Source organism: Nocardioides pymetrozini (genome assembly GCF_046058985.1).
Classification (GTDB): Bacteria; Actinomycetota; Actinomycetes; order Propionibacteriales; family Nocardioidaceae; genus Nocardioides.
In genome coordinates this window covers 2,192,994-2,212,847 of the sequence record NZ_CP175556.1, presented here as the reverse complement: position 1 = coordinate 2,212,847, position 19,854 = coordinate 2,192,994, and the positions used below count along the sequence as shown (strand labels likewise).

Below are 19,854 nucleotides of genomic sequence, written 5' to 3'. Positions count from 1 at the left end.
ATCGAGCCCATGGCGATGACGGCACAGGTCAAGGCGGAGCTCGCCAACATCCCGGTGACGAAGGTCTGCTGTCGCAAGGCCGAGGTCGCCTCGATGCTGCGGTTCGCCGGGGGGCTCCACATCGTCGGCGGCCGGATCGTGGTCGAGGCCGAGCTGGACACCGGCGCCGCGGCGCGCCGTCTCCGCAAGGACATCTCCGAGATCTACGGCCAGGGCTCCGAGGTCGTCATGGTGCAGGGCAACGGGCTGCGCAAGGGCAGCCGCTACATCGTGCGCGTCGTCAAGGACGGCGAGGCGCTGGCCCGGCAGACGGGACTGCTCGACCAGCGGGGCCGGCCGGTGCGCGGGCTGCCGCCTGCGGTCGTCTCCGGCGGCGCCTGCGACGCCGTCGCGGCCTGGCGGGGTGCCTTCCTGGCCCACGGCTCGCTCACCGAGCCGGGCCGCTCGTCGTCCCTCGAGGTCACCTGCCCGGGCTCGGAGGCCGCGCTCGCCCTCGTCGGCGTCGCCCGCCGTCTCGGCATCCAGGCCAAGGCCCGGGAGGTCCGGGGCGTCGACCGCGTCGTCATCCGCGACGGCGACGCCATCGGCCAGCTCCTGGCCCGGCTCGGCGCGCACGAGACGCTGATGGCCTGGGAGGAGCGCCGGATGCGGCGCGAGGTCCGCGCCACCGCCAACCGGCTCGCCAACTTCGACGACGCCAACCTGCGTCGCTCGGCGCGGGCCGCGGTCACCGCCGGCGCCCGGGTGCACCGGGCGATGGAGATCCTCGGCGACGAGGTGCCCGACCACCTGCGGATGGCGGGCGAGCTGCGCCTCGAGCACAAGCAGGCCTCGCTCGAGGAGCTCGGCCAGCTGCACGAGCCGGTGCTCACGAAGGACGCCATCGCCGGGCGGATCCGGCGGCTCCTCGCGATGGCCGACAAGCGGGCCGAGGAGCTCGGCATACCGGACACCGAGGCGTCGCTGACCCCGGAGATGCTGGCCGGCGACGCCTGAGCTGCCCACCGCACGATGTTGTTTCGTGTGGTTTCTTGTTGTTACCAGCCCGTATTGCGGGATGCCGGGCGCGCCCGCACACACCCCGGCGTTAGGGTCGAGCCGGATGCATGATCTGCATCACACGAGCATCACCCCGAGCATCGCCCGGCTGACGACACCCCGCTGACAACAAGGAGCAACAAGGTGACTGTGCGCGTAGGCATCAACGGATTCGGCCGGATCGGGCGGAACTTCTTCCGCGCCGTCCGAGCCAGCGGAGCCGACATCGAGATCGTCGGGGTCAACGACCTCACCGACAACGCCACGCTCGCGCACCTGCTGAAGTACGACTCGATCCTCGGCCCGCTCGACACCGAGGTCGAGTCGACCGAGGGCGCGATCATCGTCGGCGGACGGGAGATCAAGGCCTTCGCCGAGCGCGACCCCGCGGCGCTCGGATGGGGCGACCTAGGCGTCGACGTCGTCGTCGAGTCGACGGGCTTCTTCACCGACGCCACCAAGGCCCGGGCCCACGTCGACGGCGGCGGGGCGAAGAAGGTGATCATCTCCGCGCCCGCCTCGAACGAGGACGTCACCATCGTGATGGGGGTCAACCACGACAGCTACGACCCTGCGGCCCACACGATCATCTCCAATGCCTCGTGCACGACGAACTGCCTCGGCCCGATGGCCAAGGCGCTCCACGACGGTCTCGGGATCGTGAAGGGCCTGATGACCACCGTGCACGCCTACACCGCCGACCAGAACCTGCAGGACAACATCCACAAGGACCTGCGCCGCGCCCGCGCGGCCGCGATCAACATCGTGCCGACGTCGACCGGTGCCGCCAAGGCGATCGGGCTGGTGCTGCCGGAGCTCAAGGGCCGCCTCGACGGCTACGCGCTGCGGGTGCCCACGCCGACCGGGTCGCTGACCGACCTCTCCTTCGAGGCCTCCCGGGAGACGAGCGTGGAGGAGGTCAACGCCATCGTGAAGGCCGCCGCCGACGGCCGCTTCCTCGTGTACTCGACCGACCCGATCGTCTCCTCGGACATCGTGACCAACCCGGCGTCCTGCATCTTCGACGCGCCGCTGACCAAGGTGATCGGCAACCAGGTCAAGGTCGCCGGCTGGTACGACAACGAATGGGGCTACTCCAACCGGCTGGCGGACCTCATCACCCACGTCGGCGCGAGCCTCTGAGCGCCGGCGCTAGGCTCTGACGCTTGTGACCGACATCAAGGGCCTCGCCCCGGACTTCCTGCGCGAGGTGCGCGGCAAGCGCGTCCTCGTCCGCTCCGACCTCAACGTGCCGCTGGACGGCGATCGGATCACCGACGACGGCCGGATCCGAGCCAGCGTCCCGACGATCCGCACGCTCGCCGAGGCGGGCGCTCGGGTGGTCGTCACCGCCCACCTCGGGCGCCCCCAGGGTGAGCCGGACCCGGCGTACTCGCTCGCACCGGTCGCCGCCCGCCTGGGCGAGCTGCTCGGGGCGAGCGTCGCGTTCGCCACCGACACGGTCGGCGCCTCGGCGCAGGAGACCGTCGCCGCCCTCCAGGACGGCCAGGTCGCGCTGCTGGAGAACGTCCGCTTCAACGCGGGCGAGACCAGCAAGGACGACGCCGAGCGCGGTGCCTTCGCCGACCAGCTGGCGGGCCTCGCGGACGCCTTCGTCTCCGACGGCTTCGGCGTCGTGCACCGCAAGCAGGCGAGCGTGTACGACGTGGCGCAGCGCCTGCCGCACGCCATGGGCGGCCTGGTGGCGGCCGAGGTCGAGGTGCTGCGTCGCCTGACGGTCGACCCCGAGCGGCCCTACGTCGTGGTGCTCGGCGGCTCCAAGGTCTCCGACAAGCTGGGGGTCATCGACAACCTGCTCGACAAGGCGGACAAGCTCCTCATCGGTGGGGGCATGGTCTTCACCTTCCTGCGCGCCGACGGCCTGGAGGTCGGCACCAGCCTGCTCGAGGAGGACCAGCTCGACACGGTGCGCGCCTATCGGGCCCGTGCCGAGGAGCTCGGCGTCGAGATCGTGCTGCCCACCGACATCGTGGTGGCCGACAGCTTCGGCGACGAGGCGTCCGCGCGCGTCGTACCGGCGACGGAGATCCCGGCCGACACCCTGGGCCTGGACATCGGTCCCGCCTCGGGAGCGGCCTTCGCGGCCGCGCTCGCGGACGCGCGGACCGTGTTCTGGAACGGCCCCATGGGCGTCTTCGAGCAGCCCGCCTTCGCGGAGGGCACCCGCGCCGTCGCGGAGGCGCTGACGAAGGTGAACGGCCTGTCGGTCGTCGGCGGCGGCGACTCGGCGGCCGCGGTGCGCACCCTCGGCTTCGACGAGGCGGCCTTCGGCCACATCTCGACCGGCGGCGGCGCCAGCCTCGAGTACCTCGAGGGCAAGGAACTTCCCGGCATCACGGTTCTGGAGGACTGATGGGCTCGACGAGCGCCACCCCCGGCGGACGCACCCCGCTCATGGCGGGCAACTGGAAGATGAACCTCAACCACGCCGAGGCCGTGGTCCTCGTGCAGAAGCTGGCCTGGACCCTGGCCGACAAGAAGCACGACTACGGCAAGGTCGAGGTCGCGGTGATCCCGCCGTTCACCGACATCCGCTCCGTGCAGACGCTCGTCGACGGCGACCGGCTCTCGATCCGGTACGGCGCGCAGGACGTCTCGCAGCACGCCTCCGGCGCCTACACGGGCGAGATCTCCGCGGGCATGCTCGCCAAGCTCGGCTGCTCCTACGTCGTGGTCGGCCACTCCGAGCGGCGGCAGTACCACGGGGAGACCGACGCGCTGGTCAACGCCAAGGCGAAGGCCGCGCTGGGGGAGAAGATCACCCCGATCGTGTGCGTCGGCGAGGGCCTCGAGGTCCGCCAGGCCGGCGAGCAGGTGCCGTTCACGACCGCCCAGGTCGACGGCTCCCTCGCCGGGCTGTCGAAGAAGCAGGTCGCCGGCCTGGTCATCGCCTACGAACCGGTCTGGGCGATCGGCACCGGCGAGGTGGCGACGCCCGAGGACGCCCAGGAGGTGTGCGCCGCCATCCGCGATCAGGTCCGGACGTCCTTCGGCGACGAGGCCGCGGACAGCGTACGGATCCTCTACGGGGGCTCGGTGAAGGCCGCCAACGTCGCCGGGATCATGGCGAAGCCGGACGTCGACGGCGCGCTCGTCGGCGGCGCGAGCCTGGAGGCGGACGAGTTCGGCGGGATCTGCCGGTTCTACGACATGCCGGTGCTGTCCTAGCTCCGGGCCTGACGTAGGATTCCTCGCGTGTCGACGCTTCTGACTGTGCTGCTCGTGATCACGAGCCTGATCCTGATCCTGCTCGTGCTGCTGCACAAGGGTCGGGGCGGCGGCCTCTCGGACATGTTCGGTGGCGGCGTGTCGAGCTCGCTCGGCGGCTCCTCGATCGCCGAGCGCAATCTCGACCGGTTCACGGTCGGCATCGGCGTCATCTGGTTCGCCTGCGTCATCGCGCTGGGCCTGCTGCTCGCCTATCAGAACTGACAGCACGGCACGGACAGCACAGACCGACTTGCAACCGGCGCGGCGACCGCCGCGCCGTCCGAGGGCTTGAGGAGAGAATCCGTTGGCTGGTGGTGGGAACGCGATCCGCGGTAGTCGCGTCGGTGCGGGTCCGATGGGCGAGGCCGAGCGCGGCGAGGCCGCTCCCCGGCAGGCCGTCACGTACTTCTGTGCGAACGACCACCGCTCGGTGATCACCTTCTCGGTCGAGGCGTCGGTCCCGGACTCGTGGGACTGCCCCAAGTGCGGCCTGCCGGCCGGCCTCGACTCCGAGAACGCGCCCCCGGCGCCCAAGATCGAGCCGTACAAGACGCACCTGGCCTACGTGAAGGAGCGCCGCTCCGACAAGGAGGCCGAGGTCATCCTCGACGAGGCGATCCAGCTCCTGCGCTCGCGCCGCAAGTCCGGCGAGATCATCTTCTGAGCCGACCCGGCGCGCTCAGCTAGCGCAGGGTCGGGTCAGAGGAGCGTCGCTGCGGCGGAGTCGAGGAACCACACGGTCTCGGTCCGGCCCGCGACGCCGCGGGCGGGGGTCGCGCGCAGCGCGGCCTCCTCGTCGGCGGGCGCGACCTCCGCGAGCGCACGGCGCACGGCGTCCGCCTTGCCCTCACCGCTGACGACGAACCAGACGGACTGGGCGCGGTTCAGCGCCTCGAAGGTCAGGCTGACCCGGTCCGGCGGCGGCTTGGGGGAGTCGTGGACCGCCACGGTCGGCGCCCCTGCGGCGTCGAGTCCCGCATGCCCGGGGAAGAGCGATGCGACGTGGCCGTCGGGCCCCAGGCCGAGCATGAGGACGTCGAAGGAGTCGAGACCCTCCGCGCGGATCGTGTCGGCGTACGACGCCGCGGACTCCTCGGCCGTCGCCACCTCGTCGGAGGAGGGTGCGGTGTGCACCCGGTGCGCACCCACCTCGTCGAGGAAGGCGGCGCGGGCCTGGTTGACGTTGCGGTCGGCGGAGTCGGCCGGGACGAAGCGCTCGTCGCCGAACCACAGGACCACCGCGCCCCAGTCGACCCCGGACGCGGGCGCGAGCCGGACGAGCTCGCGGTGGACGGCGTCGGCGATGCCGCCCCCCGTCAGCCCGACGTGCGGGACGCTCCCGGCGGCCTGGGCGTCGGCGAGCCGGTTGAGCAGCTCGCCCGCGACGGCCGTGGCGAGGGCGTCGGCGTCGTCGTGGACCTCGATGAGCGGCTGGGGGCTCTCGGTCGGCGTGGTCATCGTGAGCGCTGCTCCCGGTAGTAGGCGATCATCGCGCGGGTGGAGGGATCCTGGTCGGCCAGCACGGCGGCGTCGCCGGCGAGCGCGGGCGCGATCTGCACGGCCAGCTGCTTGCCGAGCTCGACGCCCCACTGGTCGAAGCTGTCGATGCCCCACACCACGCCCTGGGTGAAGGTGATGTGCTCGTAGAGCGCGATCAGCTGGCCGAGCACGGCCGGCGTCAGCGCCGGGGCCATGATCGAGGTGGTGGGCCGGTTGCCGGAGAAGACCCGCGCCGGGACGATCTCCTCGGGCGTGCCCTCCGCGCGCACCTCCTCGGCGGTCTTGCCGAACGCGAGCGCCTTGGTCTGCGCGAGGAAGTTCGCGAGCAGCAGCTCGTGGACGTCGGTGTCACCGTCGGTGAGCGGATGGGTCGGCGCGGCGAAGGCGATGAAGTCGCACGGGACGACGCGGGTGCCCTGATGCAGCAGCTGGTAGAAGGCGTGCTGCCCGTTGGTGCCCGGCTCGCCCCAGAACACCTCGCCGGTGTCGGTCGTGACCGGGCTGCCGTCCCAGCGCACGCTCTTGCCGTTGGACTCCATGGTGAGCTGCTGCAGATACGCCGGGAAGCGGTGCAGCGCCTGCGCGTAGGGGAGCACGGCATGGGACTGCGCCCCGAGGAAGTCGGTGTACCAGACGTTCAGCAGGCCCATGAGGACCGGGACGTTCTGGTGCAGCGGCGCGGACACGAAGTGGTCGTCCACGGCCCGGAAGCCGGCGAGGAACTCCTCGAAGCGCTCCGGTCCGATCGCGACCGCCAGCGAGGTGCCGATGGCCGAGTCCACCGAGTAGCGGCCGCCGACCCAGTCCCAGAAGCCGAACGCGTTGGCGGGGTCGATGCCGAACTCGGCGACCTTGTCCAGGGCCGTCGAGACGGCAACGAAGTGGCGGGACACCGCCTCCTCGCCCGCGCCGAGCCCGTCGAGCAGCCAGGACCGGCACAGCCGGGCGTTGGTCAGCGTCTCGAGGGTGCCGAAGGTCTTGCTGGAGACGATGAACAGAGTCGTCGCCGGGTCGAGCCCGGCGAGCGTCTGCGCCGCGTCCGTCGGGTCGATGTTGCTGATGAACCGGCACTCGAGGTCCTCGTGGACATAGGCCCGCAGCGCCTCGTAGGCCATCACGGGCCCGAGGTCCGAGCCGCCGATCCCGATGTTCACCACGGTGCGGATCCGCTCGCCGGTGGAGCCGCGCCACGCTCCGGAGCGCACGTCCTCGGCGAAGGAGTACACCCGCCGCAGCACCGCGCGCACCTCCTCGACGACGTTCGCGCCGCCGACCTCCAGGCCGGAGCCCGCCGCACGGCGCAGCGCCGTGTGCAGCACCGCGCGGTCCTCGGTGACGTTGATGTGCTCGCCGCGGAACATGGCGTCGCGACGCGCGGGCAGCTCGACGGCCTCGGCGAGCGCCACCAGCGCCGTCCAGACCTCCGGCGTCACCAGGTTCTTCGACAGGTCGACCCGCAGGTCGGCCGCCTGGAGCGTCGAGCGGGCGACCCACTCGGCGTCGGCGAGCGCGACGCGCAGGTCGGGGCGGCCCTGGGCCGCGAGCTCGGTCAGTCGCCCCCAGGCCTCGGTGGTCGTGGGGTCGATGGGAGAGGCACCCACGGGCGCTCAGCCCCTGGCCTTGGCCATCTGCCCTTCGACCGTGGCGACCAGCTCGGTCCAGGAGGCCTTGAACTTGTCGACCCCCTCGGTCTCGAGGGTGAGGAAGACGTCGTCGAGGTCGACGCCGACGGCCTCGAGCCGGTCGAACACGCCCTGGGCCTCCGCGGCCTTGCCGGTGACCTGGTCCCCGGTCACCTCGCCGTGGTCGGCGAACGCCAGCAGCGTCTTCTCGGGCATCGTGTTGACCGTGTCGGCGACCACGAGGTCGGTGACGTAGAGGGTGTCGGAGTACGCCGGGTTCTTCACGCCGGTGGACGCCCACAGCGGCCGCTGCGGGTTCGCGCCCGCAGCGGCGAGCTCCTGCCAGCGCGCGGACGCGATGACCTCCTCGAAGGCGGCATAGGCGAGGCGGGCGTTCGCGACGGCCGCCTGGCCGCGCAGGGCCAGCGCCTCGTCGGTGCCGGCCTTGTCGAGGCGCGCATCGATCTCGGTGTCGACGCGCGAGACGAAGAACGACGCCACGGACTGGATCGTGGCGAGGTCGATGCCCGCGTCGCGGGCCTGCTCGAGGCCCGCGAGATAGGCGTCCATCACCGCGCGGTAGCGCTCGACGGAGAAGATCAGCGTCACGTTCACGCTGATGCCCGCCGCGATCGTGGCGGTGATCGCCGGCAGGCCCTCGAGCGTCGCGGGGATCTTGATCAGGGCGTTGGGACGGTCGACGGCCTCCCACAGGGCCTTCGCCGAGGCGACCGTGGCGTCGGTGTCGTTGGCCAGCGTCGGCTCGACCTCGATCGAGACCCGGCCGTCGGCGGGACGTGCGGACGCCACCGGCGCCAGGATGTCGCAGGCGTTGCGCACGTCGTCGGTGGTGAGCGCGAAGATCACCTCGTCGACGCCCGCACCGCCCTCGACGAGCTGGCGCACCTGGGCGTCGTACCGCTCACCGTCGGCGATGGCGCCGGCGAAGATCGTGGGGTTCGTGGTCACGCCCACGACCGAGCGGTCCCGGACGAGCTCGGCGAGGTTGCCGGTCTCGATCCGCTCCCGGGACAGGTCGTCGAGCCAGATGGACACCCCCGCGTCAGCGAGGGCCTTCAGTCGATCAGTCATGAGTTCCTCCTTCTGCGGGTGGGTGGTGCCGGGTTCAGCCGCGAGCGGCCGCTGCGAGACTCTCCCGCGCCGCCTGTGCCACGGCCTCGGGGGTGAACCCGAACTCGCGGAACAGGGTGGCGGCGTCGGCGCTCGCGCCGTAGTGGTCGATGCTGACGATGCGGCCGGCGTCCCCGACGTACTCGCGCCAGCCCTGCTTCACCCCTGCCTCGACGGAGACCCGAGCCTTGACGGTCGGTGGGATCACGGTGTCGCGGTAGGCCTGGGTCTGCGCGTCGAACCACTCCAGGCACGGCAGCGACACGACCCGGGCGCGGATGCCCTCGCCGGCGAGCAGCTCGCGGGCGGCGACGGCGTGCTGGACCTCCGAGCCCGTCGCCATGAGGACGACGTCGGGCTGGCCGCCCTCGGCGTCGAGCAGGACGTAGCCGCCCTTCGCCACGTCGTCGGTGGTGGCGAAGCCGTCGGTGCCGCGCGGGAAGGTCGGGACGTTCTGGCGGCTGAGGATCAGGCCGGCCGGGCGGTCGCTGTTGCGCAGGACCTGCAGCCAGGCCGCCGCCGTCTCGTTCGCGTCGGCGGGCCGGACGACGTCGAGACCGGGGATCGCCCGCAGGGCCGCGAGGTGCTCGATCGGCTGGTGGGTCGGGCCGTCCTCCCCGAGTCCGATCGAGTCGTGCGTCCAGACGTGGACCACGGGAGCCTGCATGAGCGCGCCCACGCGCACCGCGCCGCGCATGTAGTCGGAGAAGGTGAGGAAGGTGCCGCCGAAGACGCGGGTGCCGCCGTGGACGGCGATGCCGTTCATGATCGAGCCCATGGCGTGCTCGCGGATGCCGAAGTGGAGCACCCGGCCCTGGTAGGGGTCGGCCGGCCACTCCTCGACGCCGCGGTCCAGCGGCAGGAAGGAGGGCGCGTCCTTGATGGTGGTGTTGTTCGACCCGGCGAGGTCGGCCGAGCCGCCCCACAGCTCGGGCATGACGGGGGCGATCGCGTTGATGACCTTGCCGGAGGCGGCGCGGGTGGCGACGCCCTTGGGGTCGGCCTCGAAGACCGGCAGCGCCTCCTCGATGCCGTCCGGCAGGCGGCGGTCCTTGATCCGGTGCAGCAGCGCCGCCCGCTCGGGGTTCGCGGCGGCCCAGGTGTCGTACTCCTCGTCCCAGGCGGCACCCCACGCCTTGCCCCGCTCGACGAGGGAGCGCGTGTGCGCGAGCACGTCGGGCGGGACCTCGAAGGTCCTCTCCGGGTCGAAGCCGAGGATCCGCTTCGTGGCGGCGACCTCGTCCTCCCCGAGCGCCGACCCGTGCGCGGCCTCGGTGTTCTGCGCGCTCGGGGCGGGCCACGCGATGACCGTCTTCAAGACGATGAGGGACGGCTGGTCGGTCACCTCGTCGGCGGCCTTGATGGCCTCGTAGAGCGCCGGGACGTCCTCGGTGTAGTTGGCGAGGTCGTTGTGGTCGGTGCCCGTCCAGTCGACGGTCTGGACGTGCCAGCCGTAGGCCTCGTAGCGCTTCGCCACGTCCTCGTTGAACGCGATGTGGGTGTCGCCCTCGATGGAGATCCGGTTGGCGTCGTAGATCACGGTGAGGTTGCCGAGCTCCTGGGTGCCCGCGATCGAGGATGCCTCGCTGCTCACGCCCTCCTCGAGGTCGCCGTCGGAGGCCAGCACGTAGACGTGGTGGTCGAAGAGCGAGGGGCCGTCGCCGGCCTCGGGGTCGAGCAGGCCCTTCTCGCGGCGGGCGGCCATCGCCATGCCGACCGCGTTGGCCACGCCCTGGCCCAGCGGGCCGGTGGTGACCTCGACGCCGGCTGTGTGGCCGAACTCGGGGTGGCCCGGGGTCTTGCTGCCCCAGGTCCGCAGCGCCTGCAGGTCGGCGAGCTCGAGGCCGAAGCCGCCCAGGAAGAGCTGGGTGTAGAGCGTGATGGAGGAGTGCCCGCAGGACAGCACGAAGCGGTCGCGCCCCATCCAGGCGGGGTCGGACGGGTCGTGCCTCATCACCTTCTGGAACAGCAGGTACGCCGCCGGGGCGAGGCTCATCGCCGTACCGGGGTGGCCGTTGCCGACCTTCTGGACGGCGTCCATGGCGAGCACGCGCGCGGTGTCGACGGCCAAGCGATCGAGGTCGGTCCAGTCCAGCTCCGGGATCATGGTGTCGAGCCTACCGAGCCACGTGGCGCGACCGACACCGGCTCGGTGCCGGGCACGAGGAGGACTCGGGCTACACTCGGACCGCTTCCACCGCGCCTGCGAGGCCCGTCCTTCGAGGAAATCCTGCCGTGACCTACGTCGACCCCACCAGCCCCGAGCTGCTGGCTGTGGACGAGGGACCGCAGAAGGCGACCTTCCGCGACGTGGTCATGGCCTATGTCGGCCTCACCAAGCCGCGCGTCATCGAGCTGCTGCTCCTGACGACGGTGCCGGTCATGTTCTTCGCCGCCCGCGGCGTGCCCGGGCTCGGCCTGGTGGTCGCCACCGTCATCGGCGGCACGCTGTCGGCCGGCTCCGCCTCGGTGTTCAACTGCGTCTACGACCGCGACATCGACGAGCAGATGCGGCGTACCCGGCGCCGCGCGCTGCCGCGCCACATCGTGACGCCCGCGGCGGCCCTCGTCTTCGGCACCGTGCTCGGCGTGCTGTCGACGGTGATCCTGTGGGCCTGGGTCAACCCGCTCTCGGCGATCCTCTCGGTCAGCGCCAACGCGTTCTACGTGTTCGTCTACACGATGCTGCTGAAGCGCCGCACCACGCAGAACATCGTCTGGGGCGGCATCGCCGGCTGCTTCCCCGCACTCATCGGCTGGACCGCGGTCACCGGCGAGCTGTCGTGGGTGCCGGTCGTCCTCTTCGCGGTGGTCTTCTTCTGGACTCCGCCGCACACCTGGGCGCTCGCGCTGCGCTACCGGGAGGACTACGCCCAGGTCGACGTCCCGATGCTGCCGGTCGTGAAGCCGGCACGGGTCGTCGCGCTGCAGATCGTCGTCTACTCGTGGGTGATGGTCGCGACGTCGCTGCTGCTGTGGCCGGTCGCCTCCACCGGTCCCGTATACCCGGTCGCGGCCGCGCTGCTCGGCGCCGTCTTCCTGGCGCAGGCCCACGGCCTGCACCGCCGCGCCCGGACCTCCGAGGAGCTGAGCGTGCTCCAGCCGATGCGGCTGTTCCACTCCTCGAACCTGTACCTCTCGCTGCTGTTCGTCGCCGTCGCGATCGACCCGCTGCTGCACTGAGGCAGGCGCGCGGTCAGCCCCGCGGGGCCGTGGTGACGACGACCCGTGCCAGGCCCGCTGCGACGAGCGCGGCGCCGAGCATGTGCAGCCCGACGAGCACCTCCGGCAGGTCGGTGAAGAACTGCACGTAGCCGAGGAGGCCCTGGGCGAGCTCGACGGCCAGGAGCGTGCCCGTGAAGGTGGCCACCCATCGGTCTCCCCGGCGACGGGCGACCAGCAGCAGCGCGAGGGTGAGTGCGACGAGCAGGCCGACCGAGATCCCGTGGACGTGGGAGACGACCTCCGGGTCGAGTCCGGTACGGCGCGACTCCAGGTCGCCGGAGTGCGGGCCGGAACCGGTGACCACGGTGCCGAGCCAGAGCACGACCCAGCCGGCGGCGAAGGTGGCCCAGGCCAGCCGACGCGAGGACCCCGAGGCGCTGGTCCGCGTGGGGCCGGTGAGGTCGTCGAGGACCCAGACGCAGATGCCGACCATCGCCATGGAGACCAGGAGGTGCCCGGCGACGACCCAGGGGTTGAGGTCGGTCAGCACGGTGATGCCGCCGACCACCGCCTGCGCCGGGATGCCGGCGAGCACCACGAGGCCGAGGGCCCGCACCCGCCCGCCTCGCCGCCAGGCCGCCACCACGAACGCGACCGCGATGGCGAGCAGGACATAGGTGAGCAGCCGGTTGCCGAACTCGATCACGCCGTGCACGCCGAGGGCACCGTGGGTCGTGTAGGACTCCTCGGTGCACTTGGGCCAGGTCGGGCAGCCGAGCCCCGAGCCGGTGAGCCGCACGGCCCCGCCGGTCACGACGATCCCGATGTTGGCCACCAGGTTGGCCCAGGCGAGAGGCACGGTGCGGGCAGCCAAGCCCCGCTGGAGCTCGGACAGGCGGGTCGGGGCGGTCACGGTCACTCCCACTTGAAGGTCCGGGCGGTCAGGACGGATCCGAGGGCGGTCCACGCGAGCAGGACCACGAGGTCGCGGACGGCGAGCACACCGTCGCTCGCCGCGCGGACCGCCTCGCCGAGTGCGCCCGAGGGCAGCCAGCGCACGACGTCGCCGAGGCCGCCGTACATGGTGGCGGGCAGGACCACGGCGCCGCCGGCGAGCAGCAGCAGGTACACCAGGTTGGCGGCCGCCAGGGTGGCCTCGGCGCGCAGCGAGCCGGCGAGCAGCATGCCGAGCGAGGCGAAGGCGGCGGTGCCGCACAGCGCGGCGAGGAGCAGCGCGAGCACGCCGGCGGCCCCGGACGGCCCGGACCATCCGAGGGCGAGGCCGACGCCACCGATCACGGCGAACTGGAGGACCTCGACGAGCAGGAGGGCGAGCACCTTGCCGCCGAGGAGCGTGGCGCGCGACAGGGGAGCGGTGCCGAGCCGCTTGAGGACGCCGTAGCGACGCTCGAACCCGGTGGCGATCGCGAGCGAGGTGAACGCCGTCGACATCACGGCGAGCGCGAGCACGCCGGGCGTGAGGACGTCGACCGGGCGGCCCGCCAGGTCGATCCCGACCCGCTCCGCGCCGCGCACGGCACCCACCAGGACGATCACCGGGATGACGACGGCGAGCAGCAGCTGCTCGCCGTTGCGCACCATCAGCCGCGCCTCCATGCCCGCCTGGGTCAGCAGCTGCCGGGCGACCGGGGCGGCGCCGGGCGCGGGGGCGAAGGTGGGGGCACTCATGCGAACTCCTCGCGACCGGTGAGCTCGAGGAAGACGTCCTCCAGGTTGCGCTGGCCCAGCGACAGCGACTCCGGGAGCACGCCGTGCGCGGCGCACCACGCGGCGACGGTGGCCAGGGTCGTGCTGTCGGCGGGGCCGGACAGCTGCAGGCTGAGCGGGTCGAGCACGGTCAGCTCGGTCCCGTCGCCGAGCTCGCGCACCAGCTCCTCGGGGGCGCCCTCCGGGAAGGGCTGGGTGACCACGATCCGGATGGTGGCGACGGTGCCGCCGCGGGTCAGCTCGAGCGGCGTTCCGCTGGCGACCAGGCGGCCCCGGTCGAGGATGTGCACCCGGTCGGCGAGCCGCTCTGCCTCTTCGAGGTAGTGGGTGGTGAGGACCACGGTGACGCCGTCGCTCCGCAGCTCCTCGAGCAGCTCCCACACCGCCCGGCGGATCTGCGGGTCCATCCCGGCCGTGGGCTCGTCGACGAACACCAGCTCCGGGCGGCCGACGAGGGCCAGGGCCAGGCCGAGCCGCTGCTGTTGGCCCCCCGACAGCCGCCGGTACGGCGTGCGCCCGCACTCGTGCAGCGCGAGCCGCTCCATGAGCAGGCCGACGTCCTGCGGCCGTGCGTGGAGCCGGGCGAAGTGGCGCAGCATCTCCTCGGCCCGGGCCCCGCTCCAGGCGCCGCCGGACTGCAGCATCACCCCGATGCGGGGGAGCAGCTCGCGTCGCTGGCGCACGGGGTCGAGCCCGAGCACGCGGACCGTGCCGCCCTGCGCGCGCCGGTAGCCCTCGCAGGTCTCCAGGGTCGTGGTCTTGCCGGCGCCGTTGGGGCCGAGGACCGCCGTGATCGAGCCGCGCTCCACCGTCAGGGACAGCCCGTCGACGGCGACCGTGTCGCCGTACCTCATCACCAGGCCGTCGACCTCGACAGCATGGTCATGAGCGAGAGACACGGCGACAGTCTAGGAACGCGCCGTCACGCACCGTCCGGCAGGGCCAGCGGGGCCAGCTCGGCGAAGCGGTCGCCCGGGCCGGGGTTGCCGGGGGCGCTCGACCCGCCGAAGTGCCGCACGACGCCCCACACCGCGTTGAGCGCGGTGGTGACCGCGCCCTCGGCCCAGCCGGCGGTCCACGAGATGTCGTCGCCGGCCAGGAAGATCCCGCGCCGGTGGGCGGGCAGCTCGTCCTGCACGAAGTGGGTGAACAGCCGGCGCTGGTAGCGGTAGTGGCCGGGCAGGTTGGCCTTGAAGGCGCCCATGAAGTTGGGGTCGGACTCCCACGAGACGGTGATGGGGTCGCCCACGATGTGGGAGGCGAGGTCGACGCCCGGGTAGATCTTGCGCAGGGAGTGCAGCTGCAGCCGGACCCGCTCCTCGACCGGCAGGGCGAGCCACTTCAGCGCGTCGTCGTTCCAGGTGTAGGACAGGCAGATCGAGGCGGTGCCGTCGTCCTCGAGGAGGTACGTCGCGCGGTTGAGCCGGTCGGTGAGCGTCATGCTCATGACGTCGCGCCCCGTGTGCGGGTCGACGTCCTTCCAGAACGGCCGGTCCACGCGCACGAAGGTCTTCGACGACTGCATGTAGTGCGTGCGCTCCATCGCCATCCACAGATCGGGGGAGAAGAGCGACTCGTCGACGTCGATGCGCGCGGAGAGCAGCCAGACCTGGCAGGTCACCACCACGGCGTCGTACGTGCGGGCGGTGCCCCACCGGTCGGTGATCTCGAAGCGCTCGCCCTCGGCGCGCCCGATCCGGGCGACTCCGGGCATCGGCGCGCCACCGTGCAGGCTCTCCAGCGAGGTGCCGGCGGGCCAGTGCACGCACTCCGGTGCGTCCGTCCAGAGCCCGACGGGCAGCTGCTGAGCGCCGCCGTGGATCATCTGGTGGTCCTCGTCGGCGTTGGTGAAGATGACCCGGAGGATCTCGAGCATCGAGTTGGGGAAGTCGGTGTCCCAGCCGCCGGTCCCGAAGCCGACCTGGCCGAACACCTCGCGGTGACGGAAGCTGCGCGAGCCGAACGCCTTGGTGTTGGCGAGGAACCCGGAGAAGGTCTCCTCGTCCAGGGTGAGGACGAGCTCGTTCCACAGCTCCTTGAGCCGGGGCACGTCGCGCGCGGCGATCGCCCGCTGCATCTCCGCGAAGCCGACCTCGCCGAGCGCCTCGTGCCAGGCGTCGGCGACGTCCTTGAGGAAGTCGGGCAGGTCGTCGTAGCCGCGAGCGTAGAACGACTCCCCGCCCAGCTCGACGACGGTGCTCGGCGTCGCCTCGGACAGCGGGTTCGGGAACGGAGAGGTGCGCAGTCCGAGGCGGTCGATGTAGTGGAAGAGCGCGCGCGAGGAGAGGGGGAAGCGCATGCCGCCGAGCTCGGCGATCCCCTGGTTGTGCGTCCCGCCGAAGGGCTGCGAGCGGAGCCGGCCTCCGATCTGGTCGGCCTCGTAGACGACCGGCTTGAGGCCCATCCGCATCAGCTCGTAGGCGGTCACCATGCCGGAGAGCCCGCCGCCGACGATCGCGACCTCCCGGCCGTGGTGCTCCGCGGGGACCGAGCCGAGACCGGCCGGATGGGCGAGATGCTCGTCGTAGCCGAAGGGGAAGTCCGGGCCGAGCATCGTCACGGCGGCCGGGCGGGTGATCCCCTCGTCCGGCGTGGTCTGGGCGGTGGTCATCGGGTCAGGCCTCCGTAGACCTCGGGCCGGCGGTCGGCCAGGTGGGTGTTGGCGCGGCGCGCGGCGTCGAGCGCGGCCGCGGTGAGCGTGCCCACGACCAGGCCCGCGTGCTCGCCGGCGCGGGCGAGGTCCGCGCCGTCGGGGCCGACGACGCAGCTGAGGCCGGTGTAGGTGAGCTCGTGCTCGGTGCCGGCCCGGTTGGCGTACGCGACGGCCATCTGGTTCTCGAAGGCCCGGGCCGGGACGAGCAGGGTGCTGACGGCGTCGTACGGCGCCATGAGGGCGGTCGGGCAGGCGAGCAGGTCGGCTCCGGCGAGGGCGACCATCCGCACCTGCTCGGGGAACTCGATGTCGTAGCAGACCAGCAGCCCCACCTTGTAGCCGTCGACCTCGCCGACGGCCGGCGTGCCGTCGCCGGGGACGTAGGCGCCCGCCTCGTCGGGACCGTAGAGGTGCGCCTTGCGGTGCCGGGCGAGCACGGCGCCGTCGCGGTCGACCAGCTCGGCGGAGATGTGCACGGCCGCGCCGTCGCGCTCCGGCCAGCTCCACGCCACGGCCAGGCGGTGCCGCCGGGCGATGGCGGCCACGGCCTCGGCCATCGGCCCGCCCGCGGGCTCGGCGAGCTCGGCGGCGGCCGGAGCGATGTCGTAGCCGGTGAGGGTCAGCTCGGGGCACACCAGCAGACGGGCGCCACGGGCGGCCGCGTCGCGCGCGGCGGCGTCGAGTGCGGCCAGGGCGGCGGGTACGTCGAGCAGCGGGCCGTCCGGCTGCCAGGCGGCCACCACGAGCTCGGCGGCGCGCCGCGGGTCGGGAGTCTCGGTCACGAGGTCCAACCTAGGACCGCAGGCGCACAAGATCGAGGTGTCTGTGTTGCCGGGCAGCGACGATCTGTTGCGCCGATCGGCCCGGGTCGAGCGATCCGTTGCTCGGCGGCCGTCCCTCAGTCCGGCAAGCTGCCCTGCTCGCGCCGGACCAGCGGGGAGAGCACCAGCTCGCTCTTGGTCCGGACCAGGAAGGGCTCGCTCGCGATCCGTTCGACGACCTGCTCGAAGTGCCGGATGTCGGAGGCGAGGATGTGCAGGATCGCGTCCGCCTCGCCGGTGACGGTCGAGGCGGAGACGACCTCCGGGTGCTTGTCGACGGCCTTGAGGATCTCGGCCGGCGACGTGGACCCGCGACAGTAGATCTCGACGTAGCCCTCCGTCGACCACCCGACGACGGACGGGTCGACCCGAACCGTGAAGCCGGTGATGGCACCGGACGACACGAGCCGGTCGACCCGTCGCTTGACCGCGGGTGCCGACAGCCCGACCCGGTCGCCGATCTGCGCGAAGGTGGCGCGTCCGTCCTCGAGGAGGACGCCCACGATCAGGCGGTCGAGCTGGTCGAGCTGCAGGGCGGCGGACATGGGCTCATTGTGGCGGATGCGGCGCCGAGGCGGCGTGGGCCTGGAGCCGCGAGTGGCGCCGGCCGTAGCCGGCGTACACGGCGAGCCCGAGAGCCATCCAGCCGACGAAGACGACCCAGGTCGACGTGCCGAGGCTGAGCATCGCGTAGCCGCAGAGCAGGGCCCCGAGGACCGGTACGACGGGCGCCAGCGGCACCCGGAAGGCCCGGGGCAGGTCGGGGCGCGTGCGCCGCAGCACCAGCACCGCGACGTTGACGAGCGCGAACGCGAACAGGGTGCCGATCGAGGTCGCGTTCGCCAGCTCGCCGAGTGGGACCGACGCCGCCAGGAGGCTGACGAAGAGGCCCACGACGAGCGTGTTCGCGCGCGGCACGCCGGTGCGCCGGTCGACGCGGGCGAACAGCGGCGGGACGAGGCCGTCGCGCGACATCGCGAAGAGGATCCGGATCTGGCCGTAGAGCACCGTCAGCACGACGCTGGCGATGGCCACGACCGCGCCGAGCGAGAGCAGGCCGACCACGAGCGAGCCGCCGCCCGCCCCGTCGACGATCCGTGCGAGGGCCGCCTCGGTGCCCTCGAACTGGCGCCAGGGCAGCGCACCGACCGCGGCGAGCGCGACCAGGCAGTAGAGGACCGTGACGACGGCGAGCGACAGCAGGATCGCCCGGGGCAGGTCCCGCTGCGGGTCGCGTGCCTCCTCTCCGGCGGTGGACGCGGCGTCGAAGCCGATGTAGGAGAAGAAGAGCGTCGCCGCACCCGAGCTCATCCCGGCCAGGCCCAGCGGGAACAGCGGCGTGAGATTGCCCGCCCGGAAGGCGGTGAACGCGACCGCGCAGAACAGCAGCAGCGCCAGCACCTTGACCACGACCATCGCGGCGTTGACCCGCGCGCTCTCGGTGACGCCGCGCAGCAGGACGAGGGTGGCGAGGACGACGACCACCAGGGCGGGGACGTTGAAGTGGCCGCCACCACCGGGCGGCTGGCTCCAGGCGTCGGGGATGGTGACGCCCACGACGGCGTCGAGGAGCTCGTTGACGTACTGGCCCCATCCGACGGCGACCGCGGCGACCGAGACGCCGTACTCGAGGATCAGGCACCACCCACAGACCCATGCGGCGAGCTCGCCCAGCGTCGCGTACGAGTAGGAGTACGACGAGCCGGCCGCCGGGATCATGCCGGCCAGCTCGGCGTACGACAGCGCGGAGAACAGCGCGATGACCCCGGCGAGCACGAAGGACACGACGACCGCCGGACCGGCGACGGGCACGGCCTCACCGAGGACGACGAAGATGCCGGTGCCGAGCGTCGCACCGACGCTGAGCAGGGTGAGGTGCCCGACGCCGAGCGTGCGGCGCAGGCGGCCGCCCTCGCCCTCGCCGGCGTCGGCGACCAGCCGCTCGACGGGCTTGCGGCGGGTGAGCTGCGTACGCAGGGAGACGGGCGGCGCCGCGGGCGCCACCGGGGGAGTCGAAGTCACGACGGGAAACGGTACGGAGGGTGATCGCCGTCACGGAACCGACGTGGCTTGCGCCGATGCACAAGAATCTTGCGTCCGAGGGCCCGTGGGTGGTGCTTTGTTTCACGGTGGCGGCCCGCCCTACGCTGGCGGCCGTGAATCCCTGGCTGTACGGCGCCGCGCTGGTCGTCGCCGGTGCGCTCGCCGTCGTGCTGGTCGTCGACCTGGTGCGCGACCGCGCCGCGCAGGACCCGCACTTCGTCGGCCTGGGGGTGCTCGAGGCCCTCATGCTGGTGCAGCTGGTCGTGGGGGCCGTCGCCCTCGCGCGCACCGACCGGGAGGTGGAGGGCGCGGTCTTCGTCAGCTATCTGGTCACCAACCTGCTCGTGCCGGTGGTCGCGGCGTTCTTCGCCCTCGCCGAGCGCTCGCGGGTCGGTACGACGATCCTGCTGCTCGGCGTGGCGACCGTCGCCGGGCTGGAGATCCGGCTCTGGGACGTGTGGGGCGCGGGCCGTGCCTGAGCGCGTCGGGCGCGAGCAGGCTCTCTCCGAGGGATGGGGCCGGGCCCTGGTGTTCGTCTACGGGCTCTTCGCCGTGGCCGCCACCGGACGCTCGGCGGTGCAGCTCGGCATGGACCCGGACAAGGCGCCGTTGGCCTACGCGCTCTCCCTCGTCGCGGCGGTGCTCTACCTCGTGGCCACGACCTGCCTGCTCCTCGGTGGCCGGGCGGGCTGGCGGGTCGCCGCCGTGGCCGTGACCGTCGAGCTGCTCGGCGTGCTCTCGGTCGGTGCGCTCAGCTACCTGGCAACCGACCTCTTCCCCGACCGCACGGTCTGGTCGCACTTCGGCCAGGGCTACGGCTTCCTGCCGCTGGTGCTGCCCTTCGCGGGACTGGCCTGGCTGCGCCACACCCGCCCCGGAGCGGCGGGGTCCGGGCCGGCGGCATGACCCGATGTGACACAGA

The 19,854-nt window shown here is 72.4% G+C and carries 20 protein-coding genes; 9 read left to right on the top strand and 11 right to left on the bottom strand.

The annotated features are described in order from the left end of the window. The first annotated feature begins 9 nt into the window (after window positions 1-9). From whiA to ACJ5H2_RS10840, 6 genes are all read left to right on the top strand, one after another. On the top strand, window positions 10-996 hold the full coding sequence (gene whiA / locus ACJ5H2_RS10865) for a DNA-binding protein WhiA (protein ID WP_408899572.1): 987 nt from the start codon (window positions 10-12) through the stop codon (window positions 994-996). 186 nt (window positions 997-1,182) lie between these two features. Then, window positions 1,183-2,181: a type I glyceraldehyde-3-phosphate dehydrogenase gene (gene gap, locus ACJ5H2_RS10860; protein ID WP_408899571.1), complete on the top strand. Its 999-nt coding sequence runs from the start codon at window positions 1,183-1,185 to the stop codon at window positions 2,179-2,181. Between the two features lie 34 nt (window positions 2,182-2,215). Then, complete coding sequence (locus ACJ5H2_RS10855; RefSeq protein WP_408899624.1) at window positions 2,216-3,412, top strand: phosphoglycerate kinase; 1,197 nt, start codon at window positions 2,216-2,218, stop codon at window positions 3,410-3,412. Further along, a complete protein-coding gene (gene tpiA, locus ACJ5H2_RS10850) occupies window positions 3,412-4,227 on the top strand; it encodes a triose-phosphate isomerase (RefSeq protein ID WP_408899570.1) in 816 nt (271 codons plus the stop codon). Before ACJ5H2_RS10855 ends, tpiA begins: the two co-directional genes overlap by 1 nt. Before the next feature lie 27 nt (window positions 4,228-4,254). Next, on the top strand, window positions 4,255-4,491 hold the full coding sequence (secG, locus tag ACJ5H2_RS10845) for a preprotein translocase subunit SecG (RefSeq protein ID WP_408899569.1): 237 nt from the start codon (window positions 4,255-4,257) through the stop codon (window positions 4,489-4,491). 82 nt (window positions 4,492-4,573) lie between these two features. Beyond that, entirely contained in the window at window positions 4,574-4,933 is a 360-nt protein-coding gene (locus ACJ5H2_RS10840; RefSeq protein ID WP_141007576.1) for an RNA polymerase-binding protein RbpA, read from the top strand. A 35-nt stretch (window positions 4,934-4,968) separates the two neighbouring features. On the opposite strand, the gene pgl is transcribed toward ACJ5H2_RS10840, so the two are convergent. From pgl to tkt, 4 genes are read right to left on the bottom strand one after another with little or no spacing between them, the layout of a single operon-like run. After that, entirely contained in the window at window positions 4,969-5,727 is a 759-nt protein-coding gene (gene pgl / locus ACJ5H2_RS10835) for a 6-phosphogluconolactonase (protein ID WP_408899568.1), read from the bottom strand. Continuing rightward, window positions 5,724-7,370: a glucose-6-phosphate isomerase gene (gene pgi / locus ACJ5H2_RS10830; RefSeq protein WP_408899567.1), complete on the bottom strand. Its 1,647-nt coding sequence runs from the start codon at window positions 7,368-7,370 to the stop codon at window positions 5,724-5,726. The genes pgl and pgi overlap by 4 nt, the downstream gene beginning before the upstream one ends. A gap of 6 nt (window positions 7,371-7,376) precedes the next feature. Then, entirely contained in the window at window positions 7,377-8,483 is a 1,107-nt protein-coding gene (gene tal / locus ACJ5H2_RS10825; protein ID WP_408899566.1) for a transaldolase, read from the bottom strand. Between the two features lie 34 nt (window positions 8,484-8,517). Then, window positions 8,518-10,629: a transketolase gene (tkt, locus tag ACJ5H2_RS10820; RefSeq protein ID WP_408899565.1), complete on the bottom strand. Its 2,112-nt coding sequence runs from the start codon at window positions 10,627-10,629 to the stop codon at window positions 8,518-8,520. Window positions 10,630-10,787: 158 nt separating this feature from the next. Here tkt and ACJ5H2_RS10815 point away from each other — a divergent pair, with 158 nt between their 5' ends. Beyond that, window positions 10,788-11,705 (top strand): heme o synthase, encoded by a 918-nt coding sequence (locus ACJ5H2_RS10815; RefSeq protein WP_408899623.1) that lies wholly within the window; start codon window positions 10,788-10,790, stop codon window positions 11,703-11,705. A gap of 13 nt (window positions 11,706-11,718) precedes the next feature. Here ACJ5H2_RS10815 and ACJ5H2_RS10810 read toward each other — a convergent pair whose 3' ends face one another. The 7 genes from ACJ5H2_RS10810 to ACJ5H2_RS10780 form a co-directional block, all read right to left on the bottom strand. After that, window positions 11,719-12,600 carry a COX15/CtaA family protein gene (locus tag ACJ5H2_RS10810; protein ID WP_408899564.1) on the bottom strand — a complete coding sequence of 294 codons (882 nt, stop codon included), beginning with the start codon at window positions 12,598-12,600 and terminating at the stop codon, window positions 11,719-11,721. A 2-nt stretch (window positions 12,601-12,602) separates the two neighbouring features. Further along, on the bottom strand, window positions 12,603-13,376 hold the full coding sequence (locus tag ACJ5H2_RS10805) for an ABC transporter permease (RefSeq protein WP_408899563.1): 774 nt from the start codon (window positions 13,374-13,376) through the stop codon (window positions 12,603-12,605). Continuing rightward, a complete protein-coding gene (locus ACJ5H2_RS10800; protein WP_408899622.1) occupies window positions 13,373-14,269 on the bottom strand; it encodes an ABC transporter ATP-binding protein in 897 nt (298 codons plus the stop codon). Before ACJ5H2_RS10800 ends, ACJ5H2_RS10805 begins: the two co-directional genes overlap by 4 nt. Window positions 14,270-14,337: 68 nt before the next feature. Further along, window positions 14,338-16,026 carry a flavin monoamine oxidase family protein gene (locus tag ACJ5H2_RS10795; protein WP_408899562.1) on the bottom strand — a complete coding sequence of 563 codons (1,689 nt, stop codon included), beginning with the start codon at window positions 16,024-16,026 and terminating at the stop codon, window positions 14,338-14,340. Then, entirely contained in the window at window positions 16,023-16,850 is an 828-nt protein-coding gene (locus ACJ5H2_RS10790; protein ID WP_408899561.1) for a carbon-nitrogen hydrolase family protein, read from the bottom strand. The genes ACJ5H2_RS10795 and ACJ5H2_RS10790 overlap by 4 nt, the downstream gene beginning before the upstream one ends. A 116-nt stretch (window positions 16,851-16,966) precedes the next feature. After that, complete coding sequence (locus ACJ5H2_RS10785) at window positions 16,967-17,434, bottom strand: Lrp/AsnC family transcriptional regulator (RefSeq protein WP_408899560.1); 468 nt, start codon at window positions 17,432-17,434, stop codon at window positions 16,967-16,969. Between the two features lie 4 nt (window positions 17,435-17,438). Further along, window positions 17,439-18,911 carry an amino acid permease gene (locus tag ACJ5H2_RS10780; protein ID WP_408899559.1) on the bottom strand — a complete coding sequence of 491 codons (1,473 nt, stop codon included), beginning with the start codon at window positions 18,909-18,911 and terminating at the stop codon, window positions 17,439-17,441. Window positions 18,912-19,045: 134 nt separating this feature from the next. Between ACJ5H2_RS10780 and ACJ5H2_RS10775 the strand changes: the two genes are divergently transcribed. Then, complete coding sequence (locus ACJ5H2_RS10775; RefSeq protein WP_408899558.1) at window positions 19,046-19,411, top strand: hypothetical protein; 366 nt, start codon at window positions 19,046-19,048, stop codon at window positions 19,409-19,411. Next, window positions 19,404-19,838, top strand: coding sequence for a hypothetical protein (locus ACJ5H2_RS10770; RefSeq protein WP_408899557.1), 435 nt, complete (start codon window positions 19,404-19,406; stop codon window positions 19,836-19,838). Before ACJ5H2_RS10775 ends, ACJ5H2_RS10770 begins: the two co-directional genes overlap by 8 nt. Window positions 19,839-19,854: the final 16 nt, after the last annotated feature.